The sequence below is a fragment of the Peribacillus sp. TE19612 genome (assembly GCF_056279465.1).
In genome coordinates, this window is the sequence record NZ_JBWCCL010000022.1 from 1 (window position 1) to 15,475 (window position 15,475).

Annotated in this window: 10 protein-coding genes and 3 pseudogenes; 5 read left to right on the plus strand and 8 right to left on the minus strand. The window is 36.7% G+C overall.

The features are described from left to right. The first annotated feature begins 540 nt into the window (after positions 1-540). The gene (locus ACZ9AO_RS24545; protein WP_476110942.1) at positions 541-1,611 is read left to right on the plus strand and encodes an SDR family oxidoreductase; all 1,071 of its coding nucleotides are present in this window, start codon (positions 541-543) and stop codon (positions 1,609-1,611) included. A 34-nt stretch (positions 1,612-1,645) separates the two neighbouring features. Here ACZ9AO_RS24545 and ACZ9AO_RS24550 read toward each other — a convergent pair whose 3' ends face one another. Then, complete coding sequence (locus ACZ9AO_RS24550; protein ID WP_476110944.1) at positions 1,646-2,026, minus strand: winged helix-turn-helix transcriptional regulator; 381 nt, start codon at positions 2,024-2,026, stop codon at positions 1,646-1,648. A gap of 658 nt (positions 2,027-2,684) precedes the next feature. Further along, positions 2,685-3,171, minus strand: a pseudogene (locus tag ACZ9AO_RS24555) (heavy metal translocating P-type ATPase); the annotation flags it as partial. Positions 3,172-3,366: 195 nt separating this feature from the next. Here ACZ9AO_RS24555 and ACZ9AO_RS24560 point away from each other — a divergent pair. Continuing rightward, a pseudogene (locus ACZ9AO_RS24560) lies at positions 3,367-3,802 on the plus strand (IS6 family transposase); the annotation flags it as partial. Positions 3,803-4,059: 257 nt separating this feature from the next. Here ACZ9AO_RS24560 and ACZ9AO_RS24565 read toward each other — a convergent pair. Then, positions 4,060-5,256: a M20 metallopeptidase family protein gene (locus ACZ9AO_RS24565; RefSeq protein ID WP_476110946.1), complete on the minus strand. Its 1,197-nt coding sequence runs from the start codon at positions 5,254-5,256 to the stop codon at positions 4,060-4,062. A 211-nt stretch (positions 5,257-5,467) separates the two neighbouring features. Then, positions 5,468-6,724 carry an MFS transporter gene (locus tag ACZ9AO_RS24570; RefSeq protein ID WP_476110948.1) on the minus strand — a complete coding sequence of 419 codons (1,257 nt, stop codon included), beginning with the start codon at positions 6,722-6,724 and terminating at the stop codon, positions 5,468-5,470. Positions 6,725-6,947: 223 nt separating this feature from the next. Here ACZ9AO_RS24570 and ACZ9AO_RS24575 point away from each other — a divergent pair, with 223 nt between their 5' ends. Beyond that, complete coding sequence (locus ACZ9AO_RS24575; protein ID WP_268590363.1) at positions 6,948-9,056, plus strand: helix-turn-helix domain-containing protein; 2,109 nt, start codon at positions 6,948-6,950, stop codon at positions 9,054-9,056. A 361-nt stretch (positions 9,057-9,417) separates the two neighbouring features. Here the strand turns inward: ACZ9AO_RS24575 and ACZ9AO_RS24580 are convergent. Together ACZ9AO_RS24580 and ACZ9AO_RS24585 are read right to left on the minus strand one after the other, a co-directional pair. Continuing rightward, a pseudogene (locus ACZ9AO_RS24580) lies at positions 9,418-9,951 on the minus strand (IS6 family transposase); the annotation flags it as partial. A 91-nt stretch (positions 9,952-10,042) separates the two neighbouring features. After that, positions 10,043-11,107, minus strand: a complete 1,065-nt coding sequence (locus tag ACZ9AO_RS24585) for a sulfite oxidase (protein ID WP_476110950.1) — start codon at positions 11,105-11,107, stop codon at positions 10,043-10,045. 1,018 nt (positions 11,108-12,125) lie between these two features. Here ACZ9AO_RS24585 and ACZ9AO_RS24590 point away from each other — a divergent pair. Both ACZ9AO_RS24590 and ACZ9AO_RS24595 read left to right on the plus strand, forming a co-directional pair. Further along, a complete protein-coding gene (locus ACZ9AO_RS24590; protein ID WP_476110952.1) occupies positions 12,126-12,596 on the plus strand; it encodes a hypothetical protein in 471 nt (156 codons plus the stop codon). 213 nt (positions 12,597-12,809) lie between these two features. Then, positions 12,810-13,262 (plus strand): hypothetical protein, encoded by a 453-nt coding sequence (locus ACZ9AO_RS24595; protein WP_476110954.1) that lies wholly within the window; start codon positions 12,810-12,812, stop codon positions 13,260-13,262. Between the two features lie 227 nt (positions 13,263-13,489). Here ACZ9AO_RS24595 and ACZ9AO_RS24600 read toward each other — a convergent pair whose 3' ends face one another. Beyond that, positions 13,490-13,804: an MTH1187 family thiamine-binding protein gene (locus ACZ9AO_RS24600; protein ID WP_476110956.1), complete on the minus strand. Its 315-nt coding sequence runs from the start codon at positions 13,802-13,804 to the stop codon at positions 13,490-13,492. Between the two features lie 336 nt (positions 13,805-14,140). Further along, a complete protein-coding gene (locus tag ACZ9AO_RS24605; protein ID WP_476110958.1) occupies positions 14,141-15,301 on the minus strand; it encodes an MFS transporter in 1,161 nt (386 codons plus the stop codon). Between the last annotated feature and the right edge of the window lie 174 nt (positions 15,302-15,475).

The window sequence follows — 15,475 nt, forward strand, 5'->3', positions numbered from 1 at the left end:
AGGTTTCAGAAGTAATTTGAGAGATTTTATGATTTTGGTTATAATTCATTTTGAGACCTCCAAATAGATGTATTGTCCTTTTTAGCTGGCCAGCTTAGGACACATTCATCTTATCAAGAGGTCTTTTTTCGTTCAAACCTCATTTTCAGTTATTACAGGAATGCTGCCCCGATAGTTTAAGTACATTTCTTCAAAATCTCCAGATTTTTTTATAACGTGCTTTTCAATTATATGGCTCGAATGCGGAAGATTGAAAAATATGAAAGAGCTGCAAAAATGGTTTCTAAGTTATTTTACTAACGTACCCGTTAGCACAAGAACGAATAAGAGAAGTGATAGGATTATATAACAATTTAGTAAATTAGCATTATTATAAAATAATGGCTTTTTTGATGTTATTAATACAAAATATTTGTCTTATAAGCACTCCTGGATTACAAAAAAGTGCTTATGGTACTTCAAAGTGCGTACTTCTCAAGCGTGATTTCTTGATGCAAAATAACAGTGAACAAAGCACATTACAGAAGGAGCTGAAACACTATGAATAATGAATCTCAAACAACACGCAAAGTCGCCTTGGTCGTAGGCGCAAATGGTGTTATCGGACGCAACCTTATTGATCACCTCATTACTCTCCCTGACTGGGACGTAATCGGCGTATCGCGTCGAGGCGGAGAGTCTGTCGGCCGTGTCCGGTATGTGGCTGCGGATCTACTCAATATAGACGACACCCGCGAGAAGCTAAACAGTTTAACTGAGGTAACACACATCTTCTATGCCGCCTATCAGGACCGTCCAACTTGGGCCGAACTTGTTCCTCCCAACCTCGCCATGCTAGTGAATACCGTAGAGGCGATAGAACCAATCGCGCCGGGTTTAAAACATATCAGTTTGATGCAGGGATACAAGGTATACGGAGCACATCTCGGTCCATTCAAGACCCCTGCTCGTGAGACAGACGCTAACCATATGCCACCCGAGTTCAATATTGATCAGCAAGATTTCTTAGAACAAAGGCAAAAAGGAAAGGCTTGGACTTGGTCGGCGCTCCGTCCTTCTGTGGTCTGCGGTTTCTCGCTTGGAAATCCGATGAACCTCGCCATGGTTATTGCGATCTACGCCTCAATTTCGAAGGAGCTTGGACTTCCGCTACGGTTTCCGGGCAAACCAGGTGCCTATGACAGCCTCTTGGAGATGACAGATGCGGGGCTTCTCGCGAAGGCAACAGTATGGGCGGCGACTGAAGAGCGTTGTGCTAATCAGGCATTTAACATCACGAACGGCGATCTGTTCCGTTGGAATGAATTATGGCCGAAGATCGCTCACTACTTCGGCTTGGAGACGGCGCCTCCGCTGCAGATGTCACTGGACGTTGTCATGGCGGACAAGGAGCAACTTTGGAACAAAATGGTCAAGAACCATGGGCTTGCTCAGCATTCCTATCAAGACGTATCCTCCTGGCGATTCGGTGATTTCGTGTTCTCTTGGGATTACGATTTCTTCGCCGACGGAACTAAGGCCCGTCGCTTAGGTTTTCACGAATACGTCGATACCGAAGCGATGTTTATGAATATCTTCGACGACTTCCGCAAACGTAAAGTTATCCCATAAACAAAAAGCCGGCCTAGTATATCAGGTCGGCTTCTTATATGTTATGAACGTCTTCAAGCTGTGGATTGGCTAGAACGGTAGCACTTCCCCCGTACTTTCTCTCTAAATGCGAATCCCCCCACCTACACATCAGATGCAGGATCTCCTTTAGACTCCAGCCGTAGTCTGTTAACTCATATTCGACTTTTGGTGGAACCTGATTGTAAGAAATGCGCAAGATGACGTCTTCCTCTTCAAGCTCCCGAAGTTGCTGCGTTAACATTTTTTGAGTAATTGCGGGTATTAAGCTTTTCAATTCATTGTTACGTTTCTTTCCAAATGTTAGATGAAAGAGAATTACGGGTTTCCACTTTCCTCCAATCACCTCCAAAGTTGCCTCTACCGCAGTGTTGTAAATCTTATTAGGATCCTTCATTACACACCTTACCTCCCTTTCAAGAATATTCCGACACAGGTCACTTGTATACATCATATGAATTGGAGCCATTAAATATCCGTTTTTGAACATTATAACTGCAAGCAAAATATTGCGCTATCCTGCCCCCGTTAATTGAATAACTTATCGTTCGATTCTTACGATTAATCTCTTCTCTTATTCAAGAATATGGCCCAATTGTTGAACAAAGGTCAAACAGCACTCTTTAACTCCCTCAGTTTGATACGAATATCTCTCGAATACTCACTTATTCGCAGGATTTCATAACCGTCTTACGGGTAAATGAAATGAGTTCAAATCAGTTAGGCTTCTTGAAGACATAGTTAAATAAAGGAGTCAGCTACCACTCCATATTTTTCCATATATTATACATCTCCACGCCGCCCCTGGAGGCTTTCCCTCCCATGTCTCAACGGGTCAATTGCCCTCTCAATCCTTCGTCATGCCTATCCAAGGGGTGGAAGGCCAATTATGCTAACCTGATGGGTCACAGTGCCCTTTTGTTCAAGAAACCTGGTACTTCGTACATATTTGAAATCCTACGAATAAGACAACATTCAAAATTAAAGTTAACTATTTTAAAATGATACATTTTATATAACTAATGTTTTCAGTTTCATGATTGATTTCATTTTCCTTCGAATAGTTTTAGTTTTCCAGCGTAAAAGATATTTCCTTGAATTGTTGCTTGAACGCCTTTTCCTACGATATTTTTGAATAACTTGCCATTTTTAGGCTGAATTCCTTTTTCCTTTGCATATCCAACAATCGCTTTGGCTATAGGATGTGTTGAGTGATCTTCTAATGTTATGCAATTGAAAGTAATTCCTCCTCTGATCCGTTAGATACTTTGATTTCTGATACTTTAGGCTCTCCTTCAGTCAAAGCTCCTGTTTTATGAAATGCAATGGCAGTAATGGCACCTGCTTTTTCTAAGAACGTATCACCTTTAATTAAGACTCCATTCTTCGCAAGCGTTCCCAATCGCTGATACGATCGCAACAGGTGTAGAAATCACTAAAGCACAAGGACAAACTACAACTAATAGTTCGAATCCCTTATAAAACCAGTCTCCCCAAGTGCCGAATCCAAGGAGTGGAAGGCAGCACCATAATTGCCAAAGCTTAAATAAATACGGTTCTGGTGCAAACCTCGAATTTTGTCAAAATATAAACAAAAAAAATAAAGTTTAATTACGAACATTATAGTCTTACATTCCATAAAAATTTTGAATATTTTTTTCACTCCGAAAAAAACTGCTCGCATAATAGATAATATTCATTTTGGGTTAGCTGTCCAAATCATTTTACACCAGAACCCTGTATCGCGCTGTGGATTCTGAAGGAAATACAATTTACTTTTATTTAAGTAAATCAAGAGATACCAAAGCAGCCAAGCACTTTTTTCAAAAAAGCCTTGGCTGTTTGTCATTCTACAACACCACGTGTCGTTAGGGTAGATAAAAATCCAGCGTATCCTTTAGCCATGAGCCAGTTAAAAGAGGAAAAGATGATGCCTGAAGGCGTTAAAATCAGACGAATACGGTACCTTAACAATCTAGTGGAACAAGATCACCGCTTTATAAAGAAGTAAGTCCGTTCTATGCTAGGATTAAAAAAGTTTCGAACAGCCAAACAAATCATCTGTGGAGTGGAGGTGATGCATATGCTGAAAAAAGGACAACTTCAACAAGGGGTGAAGTCTGTCCAAAGCGAGATTGAATTCATACATAAATTATTTCGAGCAGCCCCATAATTCATAGATGAAAAGGATATTGAGATTCTATGTTTCTAACAGGTCATATTTGCACCGGAACCATCTGTTGGATGTTTATTGTTTCCAATCAGCAATCCCAATAGATATTTTCTTAACGAAGTATTCATTTTCTAAAATAACCATGTTACTTAAGCTACTGTATGTTAAATCAATAACACTATTTTTAAAAATCATTAAACCAGTAAAAATATCCTGAAAGTAGGGAAACTTACTAGAAGAACAGTGATAAATTGTTTCTACCTTTGTACTTGTACTTTATCAGGTTTTACTTTCCCATCAGTGAGATAATGACATGCAGATGAAATAAACAACTTCCCAATTTGCAGCATAGATTTTTCTTCTACATCAAACATCGGATGATGATGCGGATACTCATGTCCCCCGCCAACATGGAAGAAAGTACCCGGCACTTTTTGTAAATAATAAGCAAAATCTTCACCACCCATTGCCTGTGGAATATGGATTACTTTTTCTTGGCCAAAAAGATTATTCGCGAGTTCCTCCACTCTTTTCGATTCTTCTGGATGGTTCCAAAGGGCGGGATAACCTCTACGATAATTATATTTTGAGGTTGCACCAGCCCCTTCACATGTTGTTTTAGTTATTTCTCCAATCGTTTTTTCTATTAAGTCTCTAACATCTTCATCAAATGTTCGAACTGTTCCAGTAATTTTTCCCGTTCCAGGAATAACATTAAATGTTTGACCACTATTAAATGAACCGATAGTCAATACAGCTGGTTTTATTGGGTTCACACGGCGACTTACAATTTGTTGTAAGTTCAACACTAGCTGGCAGCCTGTTACAAGAGGGTCCACACTTAAATGCGGCATTGCCCCATGTGCGCCTTTTCCATAGATCTCAATTTCAAAAGAATCGTAAGCAGCCATCGAATAACCCTCACGTACACCTACTGATCCTGTTGGAAACGTGGCTGCTACATGAGCTCCATAAATGACATCCACCCCTTCCAGACAACCGTCTTCAATCATGAATTTCGCTCCTCCTGGAAGCTGCTCTTCAGCAAATTGATGGATAAATACAACATTTCCTTCGATTTTGTCCTTCACTTCACTTAATACTTTCGCTACTCCAAGCAAAGCAGCTGTATGAATATCATGTCCGCAAGCGTGCATGACGCCAGGAATTCGAGATTTATATTCTACTTCTTTTTCATCTTGAATTGGAAGAGCATCAAAATCTGCCCTTAATGCTACTGTCTTGCCCGGTTTGCCTCCTTTTAGAAACCCGACTACACCTCTACCACCTACACCTGTTTTTACTTCTATTCCTAAAGTTGATAAAAAGGCAGCAATCTTTTTTGGTGTGTTTTCTTCCTTAAAGGACAGTTCAGGATACATATGTAAATCTCTTCTAAAGTTCACTAGGTCTGGATACAGTTCTTCCAATCTGTCAAATAAATTTTCTAGCATGTTAAAAGCACCCCTTTATATCATAAAATTAATAAGACGGTTTTATTACTACCATTTTGAATGAAAAAATATTATGTTTTAAAAAAAGCTGACTTATGAAATGGGCTGGATGGAAGCCATTTTCCCTTGCTTAAAAATGCTATTCCAGCATATTTTTTCAATTTGCTAGGGTTATATTTCACGTTGCTTTAACCCTTTTCCTTAATAATAGTTATTGGACTGTTGCATTTCTATCTAGGTATTGTTTCGAATGATTATTGGTATTAAGCGTTAGTCCGATAAGTCCTGCAAAAATAGTTGATGCAATCAAGAACCAGAATGCCGCATCATAGGAACCATTGAAAGCACCAATTAAAAATCCAATAGCAAGAGGAGCTACAAATCCTGCAATCTGACCTCCAAAATTAATGGTTCCGATCGCCGTTCCAATTACTTCTGTTGGAAGCAATTTATGAGGGAGAGCAAAAACTGTCGCTAATACAAATGATTTAACGACACTTATCAAGATTGAAAAAGTAATGACAAGGGAAACGGTTGGAGCCTTAAACATAAAATAAAGAAAGACAGCCGTTAAGACGGAACTTGCAACTAAAAAAAATTTTTCACGCCCAGTTATCTTATCTAAAATCCAACCGCCCATAATAGTTGCAAATCCTCCAACAATGGCAGGCAATGCCAATAGCATACCTGATGACATCAAATCAATATTTCGTACCGTAACTAAATAAGTTGGCATCCAGGAAGCAAGTCCCCAGTTAACAATACCGATTCCAAACCAAATGACGATTAACTTCCATACCACTTGCATTTTTAATAAGTCTCTTACTGATATTACTTTATTTTTAGAAATTTGCACTTTTTCCACTTTTGCTTCTTTTAATTCTTTTACTTCAGACCGTGGGCGAATAAACAACCAAAATAGAACAGCAACGACAATCCCAAGTACACCGGTAATAAAAAACATGTTTCTCCAGCCATGTGCAACAATTAGTGGAGTCGCAAGAATCGGTGCCAGCGCCCCGCCAAAATAATTCGAAGACATAATCGATGACGATGCCCTTGCCCTCTGCTCCTTCGGAAACACTTCAGCAACTGTCTTTTGACTGGCAGCAGGATAGCCTCCTTCACCTAGTCCAAAAAGAAACCGGATCACGATTAAAGAAAGCATCGACCACGCAAATCCTGTTAAAATGGTGAATAAAGACCATAAGACGACCGACCAAATGAGCACTTTCCTAGAACCGAACTTATCTGCCAACCAGCCGCCAGGAATTTGCATGAGTGCATATCCTGCGAAAAAAATGCTAAGGACAGTCCCGTAAGCTTCTGGGCCCAACTGAAACTCTTCACCAATTTGTACCATTGCAATGTTAATTGAAACTCGATCAAGATAAGAGACCATCCAACCAAGAAATAAAAGTGCAAGAATTATTATTTTGTTTTGTCCTTTTCCCACTAACCGTTCCATTTTTGACCTCCCATTGCTTTTTAAATAATAGTATCCTCTGGTTACAATCTAAGAAGAATCTATTTTGAAACGGTTGATTTGCGACAAAGTGCTAAATAAAAATTCGCAGCACAACTCACGTATTGAAATTTTATATTATTCAGAATATTATTACAATGTAGGTTTTTAACGTATATATTTGTGATATGTGTAAATTTTTACACAAAAGGAAGGAAGGAATAAATTGAATATATATGAAAAGATACTTGCATTTTTCAATACTAAATATATAGACACTTCTTATCAGATTTGGATACGCAAACCACTAGAGGAGAATTTCAATTTAGCTTATAAACAGGGTAAAGAGGATATTGAAAAATTGCCATTAACTGAAATAGATTATGAGCAATCTACGCTTTTGTATGAAGGGGGAGATACATATCTATCATTTTCCTATTTGGAAGATTATCAGGTGATCGTTTGTGTGTTAGATAAAGAATGTTTTTTCAATGTTAATGAGCTCGACCATTTAAATCTGCTTTTTTACTGTTTTTTTACACATGAGATGTTCCAAGTAAGAGAGAACGAACTTGAAAAACTAATGGAAGGCATGCAATCTATTAGCTCATCTCTTGATCTGGATGAATTGCTGACAAAAATAGTCGGGAATGCTCTTGCAGTTATTACTGCTGTAGATGCAGGATATTTACAACTTTATGATGCTGAAATTGAACGGTTAGTTCCAAGTGCATCGGTTGGTTTTAACCAGCAGATTCAATATTTTAAAACAAAAATCGGTGAGGGGATTACTGGAAAAGTCTTTATGGATGGAAAAGCCAGAGTTCTCAACTCTAATGAAGAAGTTATAAACGAAATGTTTGTTAACAATATGTCAAATGAAAATTTATTCTACATTTCTTCATCCGCAATAAGCTTGGATGTGAGAGCAATCATGTGTGTACCCGTTTCAATTGGAAGTAAGCGAATTGGAATAATGATTGTTCATCAATACGATACAAAAAGAAGATTGACAGAGCGTGACTTGAATTTACTACAAGGATTTGCGGATCAAGCAGCGGTCGCCATTGAAAATGCGCGCCTATACACAAAAGTGAGAATGAGTTTAGAAGAAGTTACTAAATTGAGTAATCAATTAAAGGAGAGAAATCAATTTCTTTTAAAAAGAAATGAGGTTCACGAAACGTTAACAAAGCTTTCACTGCAAAATGAGGGAGTACAAGCTATCATTATGGAATTAAATCGAATGTTAGATACCCAGATTGTTTTTGCTGATTTTTTAGGAAATGAGTTTTATTTCAATAAGCCAGATCAAATTCCTCCGTTAAGCATTGACGAAATATCAATTTTGTTCTTTAAACGTCAGTACCCTGTTTATATTGATGTATATGATCAACAAGCATACAGATATTTTATATACCCCATCATCAATAGAACCGTTTTTTTAGGCTGCTTGATCATTACTCTTCTTAGACCTCTTTCACATCTTGAGCGGATTACCATTGAGCAAGGGAGCTCAACCCTTGCACTAGAATTGGCAAAACAGCATACATTGACTGATGTGTATTACAAAAAGACACATGAATATTTTACCGAGTTATTAGAATACAAAGAGCCAGAACTACTTTTAACAAAAGGGAAAGAACTTGGTTTAAATATGAACTCTATCATGTTTGTAACCTTATTTAAAATTAGATCCTATCAAGATTTGCAAGTTTTAGAAGCTATCATTCATCGATTGGTCTCGATTATTAAACAACAAATGGCTAGAGCCGAAAAGATCGTTTATGGCTTTCATAATAAAGTTACACTTCTAATTTCTTTATCAAGTGCAGATCATATTTCTTCAATTACTAAACTGCTTGATTCAATCATTAAAGAATGGAACAGAAAAGACGGACCGCCATTGAGTGCCGGAATCGGCAATTCTTATTATGGTGTTGAAAATATCCGGAAAAGCTATGATGAAGCTGGTAAAGCTCTTTCGTATTTAACAGAGCAGAACAGGCCTGGTATGATAAGATATGGAGAAATTGGACTTAATCGCTTTTTCTTAAATCAAAAGCCCGAAGAAATAGAAAGGTTTTTGAACGAAATATTTTCACCATTATGGTCTCATAAAGCAAAGAAAAATGAATTAGAAAAAACATTGTTAGTCTATACAAATTCAAATCGTTCTGCAATACAGGCAGCTGAAAAATTACATATTCATATTAATACACTGTACCAACGTCTAAAAAAAATTGAAGAAGCCTTAAATCTAAGTTTCAATAATACTGAAGATATGTTGAAAATTGAGTTAGCCTGTCACTTGAAGAGAACTTTTAATGCATAGATATGAATTTATTTTAAAAGTTACCTTTTAAAGTCTAAGCTTAAAACAACGTTCAAAAGGTCGGTGTATTTCATTATTTACATTAAGGGGTCCTACCGATGGAATTACCCCATGCCCTTAAAATCATACCTCTTGGGGTTCCTGTATCAAGCTAAGTTAAAATTATACCGTTAAAAAGAAAAAACGCTATGCTTATCGTAAGAAGTTTACGAGAAAGAATGGTGTTTTTTTAATGAATCCTGCCATTTCAATTGAACTGAATCTATCTCACAAGAGCTACAGTACTTTTTATGGTTCTGGTGCAAAAACACTCGCTAGAAACACAGAGTATCAATTTCCTTTGAATGGCTAACTTATGAAGCTAATCAAAAAAAAAAATATGGATAAATTTTTTTTGGTTTTGGACAGACTTCAGCCCTTGATCTTGCTTCTTTTTATCATATGCATCGCTTCTATACCACTCAATATGTAAGTAGCTGTACGAAATGATTTTAAACCTAACATCGAACGAACTTATTTGTATGCCTTCAGGCATATGTTTCTCTTCTTTTAACTCTTGAATCGCTACGAGATAGGCTGGGTTTTTGTCCACTATTATGACACGTGGTTTACAAACATGAGAAGTAGCCAAGGCTTTCTTGAAAAAGCGCTTGGCTGCTTGTTTATCTCTTGATTCACTTAGATAAAAATCAATGGTAATCCCTTCTGAATCGACTGCACGATATAAGTACATCCATTGACCCTTTACTTTGATATACGTTTCATCGACCCTCCAGGAATCATTTGTTGGCTTAAGATGAAGCCTTACTCTTTCATCTAAATTAGGTCCATATTGATGAACCCAACGCATAATCGTTGTATGAGCCATGGGTAAGCCACGCTCCTCCATCCTTTGGAAGGTTTTTTTCTCTATATCACAAAACCGTTATTTGGCTAAATCCAAAAGTTTTTTCAGCCGTTTTCATTTCCTTAAATTAAAATTAAAGTCATTCTACCTTAACCTTAATTTTATCAATGGCATTATACCCATAACCTTTTTTATTCCAGAAAGGTAAATTAGGTTGAATTTGACCAAATGAATCTGTTGCTCTGGATTTAATCGTGTACTCACCTTTTTCTGATATATTCCATTCGAATGACCAACTAACCCATCCATAACCAACATTCTTACCAGGTAATATATCGGCGTTACTCCATGTATAGCCATCATCAATACTAATTTCCACCTTGGTAATAACTCCTTTTCCTGTCCATGCAATCCCTTTGATTAAATGCACACCTGTATTAATCTTTTCCATATCCAGCGGTCTTTGGATAGTCGAATTGATATTTATTGCAGTGACCGGAAATGCATTTTGATCATTGTCTTTATTTGGATAATACATATAATCAATGGTTTGAAAAGGTCCAGTGAAAGTAGTATTAATAACACTTATCTGCTTTATCCATTTAACAGATGCCATTGCATACCACTGCGGAACGATTAATCTCAATGGATAACCATGTTTAAAAGGAATTGGCTGGTTATTATACTCATATGCAATGATTGTATCCTGATGCAGTGCCTTCTCGATAGGCAAACTCCTCGTGTAGGTGTAAACCTCATCCAGATCGGTCCTAAGGCCATAATCATATCCCTCCACGACAACTTCTTTTGCCCCTTCTCTTATTCCAGATATTTCAAGTAACGTTCGTAATGGTACACCTTTCCACTTCCCTTGACTAATGGCCCCCTTTTCCCATTGTTCTCCAAATATTTTAGGTTCGAATAGATTACGCTTGTCTCCCGAGCATTCAAGGACAACTTCAACCGTTTTGGATGGATATTGAAGAATATCTTGCATGGACAGCAGTAATGGAGCTGATACTACTCCATTTATAGGAAGCCAATAGTTTGAATAAGAAAGTGTCGGATAAGTAAAGTGGTTCCTTCTAAAAAATAATTGGTGTTCCATACTATCATTATTGATGAATTGAATGGGTGTCTCCTGATTTTCCGGCAGCAAACTACGTGTAGTTAAATAGGGTCTCACTTTTTGAGGCTTTGTCATGATTCCCTCCTAATTAATATGAATCATTATAGATGTATACGTTCGTTACTGCCCATTTCATCCTACACACCATCTGTTTAAATCCAGTTGGACTAATCCTACGGCCGATCCCATTGATCCATATTTGAATGGCTATTTGCTGTGAATTTTCATGCAACAAGTAATGTCAGGAATCATTTAATCTTCAGGCCTTAGGATATTAATCCAATTGCATTTTTTAGAACTTTCGGTGCCTTTTTAATTCCTTCCGTTCCAACAAAACTGCTCGCACTCGCTATTAATATGCTTGAAGAAATGAATTTGACCACATAAAAAATTCCTGATCCAATAATTAGATCTAGGATTAAAAACCTTTTAATTGTTGAACCTTTTATTATATAAATAACGATTTGGTCGTTTTCCTTCATACTCAGAATGGTCACACCCTTATCTTTTTCTAAATGTTATGTCAAAGGGGGGTTGTCATATTCTTCTGCATCTTGTCTTTACTATTTAAGAACTGCTTTCTGTTAGCGTCGGGCATAAAAACATATTTCTTTTGCTGCAATTTGGTGACGACTCCACATTAAAAGGTCGATATGAATGTCTTTCATTCCACCAATCTAAAATCCTTTACGAACTGAATGGGTTCTCCAGATGTGACCCTCTTCTTCTCATTTGTTCGGAATTGTGTTTTATTGACAATTAAGTCCTTTCGTTATATTCCTTAATACAAGAAACGCTCATAAAAGGTCTCTGGGTTACTGATCATTCTATGATTTTTGAAGGAAAAAGCTTTAGCAACCTAATCCAAGTACAAAGTAGAATCCTCACTATGGAAAAAAACAAAATGAACAAAACTACTCTACCCAAGTTAATAAAGAAGAGTTATAGTATTAACTTGATGTATCCCGCGGATAACGGACACATAAAAAGGTGCCCCTTATCCGGACTTTTGGTTTCAATAGATGTAATTGGATAGGGGATTTTAGTGGACCCTCCCCTATAATTAGTGCGGTAATCCACATGGGAGACAACCATGTATATTTGGAATATTAACAAACTTGTCATGGCGTTACAGGCAGGAACAATAACTGGCAAACAAAAGAAAAGATATCGGATAACTTTTTGGGTACTAGTTGCTCTTACCGTGTTTTCACTGCCAGGAGTTTATAACCCTTCATCTATGAATGGATATGATGTTATTGATCTAATTTTATTTTTTATTATCAATGTGATAGCAATCTATCTTTTAGTCGGTATTTATAAAAAGAGAATGAGGAAAGAATTAGATTTCTTCTTGCCCTTTTTTGGCTTACTGATTCCACTATTTTTACGTAACAGCTTATGGACCATACTTTTAACTATCATTGGTTCAATTTACATTGTCTTATTTGCTCCTTATCATTCACTTGAGGAAACTAATATTATCGATGTAAGTATTAATGCTATGGACGAAGTTGTCATGAATATTATGTTTGTCCATTATTTTAAGAAGATATATAACTAGGAAGTACCTATTTTGGTGCTTTTTTCAATTTGACTTCACACTTTCACTTCTTCCTGACAGCTTCATTCATGCCTTATAGGTATCACGTTTCATTCCTATTAATTAAACAAACGAGAATCAAAAATGAAAAAAATTTGCCTCTTATCAGTTTCTTAGTACTAATCTCTTTTTCTCCTAATAAACTTAATAAACTAACTATTTAGGAGGGGTGCAATGTTTAATCAAAAACTGGATAATATTAGGCCGCTTATTTGTAAAATTAATGACGTCACTTACCAAAAGTACCATCTATATAAGAAATCATATGAGCGGGAAGTTTTCGTCATAAAAGGTTATGGTGAAGACCGCGGTATTACCAATAAAAGTATTGCATTATTCGAAGCAGTCAAGGATCATTTTGATCGTTTTAAAATTGCTAAAATTACTAAAGAAATTAATAAAGATAATATTTTGCTCGATAGCGATCTCATCCTTATAGACAAAAAAGGAAATGAGCTACACCTTTCTGGTTGTAGTTGCGGGTATGCTGGCACTGGTTCACAGGGGACAGTTGAAATTTTGAATAAGGCTGGATTCGAAATAAATAGAAGGTTTGTGTTTTGTTCAAAAGGATTCACTCTTTTTCATCCAAATGAAGAAAAAGAACTTTATGGCGAACGTTTATAAATTATCCAGATAACGGTTTATATCTATCATTACCTAATCTACTCAGCAAGATAAAAATGGAAATGTATGAAATAAAAAATAAAAAAGCCTTGGGAACTGATAAATCAGTAATACCAAGGCTTTAAAGCTATTAATACATTGACATTAATTAAAAATCATTATCGAAACTCGGGATATATCTCCGAAAAACAGCATTATCTACCTTTCACTGTTAATTACAAAACCTGTTATTCCTCAAGCATTCCCTTCACTCGCTCTACTTTGTCTTCCATCCTGCGTTCTTTATCACGACGGTCATCGATTCGGACATTCGTACAAACTCTGGCAAGACCTTTTTCAAAAGGTACTTCGTGCATCGCTTGGATCACTTCAAACAATTTAGGCAGGTCGCCTTCAATGATTGTATTCATGGGTGTCAATTGAAAACGAATTTCCCCCTTATCTTCATATTGCTTTAATACTCTTTGAATATCCGCCACATAGCTGCTAACACTTGGAGTTTGTGTACCCACAGGAATAACCGTTACATCAACTATTGCCATTCTTATTCACCAATCCTTTATATGTATTTCAATCAAGAAGCATCCATCCTATAGAAGACGGATGTTTTTTACTATTATAACTCAAACTTCGCACCTGGGAAATTTGATAGGAGCTTTGAAGTTTGCGATTCGTGAAACAAAGCGCTTCTACTGGCAAGTAAATTACTGTAGAATCGGTCAAATAAAAAGGAAGCGTTGATTTCTTACACTTTTCCTGCTGATTATTAGCTTTCTTCTTTTATACATCCAATACGAGTAGAACTGGATGTATTCCAGTTCTACTCATTTTGGTATTCCAGCTAACAAATCCACCTCTATTAATAGAGGTGGTTTTTTTTAGATATGCCTTTTCTTTTCATTTAAATAATCCTTATAGACCAACACAGCAACAACAATAAAACTTAGACTAACAATCCTGAAGATCATCTCTAAACTGATCCATTCTGCTAAAATACCTAATACAAACGCGCTAACTCCAACACCAACGTCAAAACTGGAAAAAAAGGTTGCGTTGGCTGCTCCTCTTTTTTCTTCACATACCTTTTGAACAGTCCATGTTTGTAAACATGGCATAACGGTGCCATAACCTGCCCCAAATAAAATCGCCGCAATGATAAGTTGAGATTCATTTGTCATATATGACAGGATAACAAGTGAAAAGAATCCTAACATAGCTGCCATAATGATAATAGACCAAGGTCCTTTTTTGTCATACCATTTTCCGGTAAACGGACGTAGTAAAGTTGAGACAGTTGCATTGATAAGGAAGAATAGAAAAATATGATCTACTTCCCTTTGCTTCCCAAAAAGAACCAAAAATGTGATGATAGCCCCAAAACCTAGTGTTGTAATAACCGTAAGTAACGCTTGGAACCATACATCTTTTTCAAAAATCATATCCCAAAAGCGAAATGGCTTCTTCTCACGCTTTACAATAGTAGGTGAATAGACAAATTGAAGCGCAATTACTGCCAATAAGCTCAATACTGCTGATGACCATATCAATATATCGAAGGAAAAAGAGTCATAGATAAGGATACCTATACTCGGTGCAACGATAGCCCCGACCGTTGTGGATATAGAAAAATACCCTATTCCTTCTCCTAAGCGTGTCTTAGGAATAAAATCCACTACCATTGTACTGTTAGCTGTGGTTGATACCCCCCAAGCTGCACCATGGAAAAGCCTTAACAATAGAAGAAGCCATATCATATTAAGAAACGGATATAGAATTGTAATGACCATTAAAGCTGCACTTGCACAAATGGCCAGACTTTTCCTCTGGCTATCCATTAAATAGTAACCTACAAAAGGCCTGATTAAAACAGCACCTATCGTAAATAATGATGTTACTAGACCAACTTGAATGGAAGATGCATTCATGCTTAACAAATAGGCAGGCAAAATAGGAAGCATCATTTCAAACCCAATAAAAACTAAAAAGTTGCTTATAAATAAAAAAAGAAATGATTTATTAAAGATTCTTTGATTTTTCATATAATTATTCCTCGCTTCTAAATTATTTTTCTAAGTTAGAAGCGTTTGGAACACCGAAACATTTTTCAATTGCCTAAGGTTTTTAGTCAATTGACTCACCCTCTCTTAACCCCTTAAAAAATTTATCAAACAATCATATCAGAACCTACCTTTATAAACAAGCAGTTCTTTTTT

What these genes read in the sequence shown, in the direction of transcription:
- ACZ9AO_RS24550 (WP_476110944.1), bottom strand. Translation starts at nt 2,026, where the DNA reads ATGAAGGATCCTAATAAGATTTACAACACTGCGGTAGAGGCAACTTTG.
- ACZ9AO_RS24595 (WP_476110954.1), top strand. Translation starts at nt 12,810, where the DNA reads ATGTTTAATCAAAAACTGGATAATATTAGGCCGCTTATTTGTAAAATT.
- ACZ9AO_RS24585 (WP_476110950.1), bottom strand. Translation starts at nt 11,107, where the DNA reads ATGACAAAGCCTCAAAAAGTGAGACCCTATTTAACTACACGTAGTTTG.
- ACZ9AO_RS24600 (WP_476110956.1), bottom strand. Translation starts at nt 13,804, where the DNA reads ATGGCAATAGTTGATGTAACGGTTATTCCTGTGGGTACACAAACTCCA.
- ACZ9AO_RS24570 (WP_476110948.1), bottom strand. Translation starts at nt 6,724, where the DNA reads ATGGAACGGTTAGTGGGAAAAGGACAAAACAAAATAATAATTCTTGCA.
- ACZ9AO_RS24545 (WP_476110942.1), top strand. Translation starts at nt 541, where the DNA reads ATGAATAATGAATCTCAAACAACACGCAAAGTCGCCTTGGTCGTAGGC.
- ACZ9AO_RS24565 (WP_476110946.1), bottom strand. Translation starts at nt 5,256, where the DNA reads ATGCTAGAAAATTTATTTGACAGATTGGAAGAACTGTATCCAGACCTA.
- ACZ9AO_RS24605 (WP_476110958.1), bottom strand. Translation starts at nt 15,301, where the DNA reads ATGAAAAATCAAAGAATCTTTAATAAATCATTTCTTTTTTTATTTATA.
- ACZ9AO_RS24590 (WP_476110952.1), top strand. Translation starts at nt 12,126, where the DNA reads ATGTATATTTGGAATATTAACAAACTTGTCATGGCGTTACAGGCAGGA.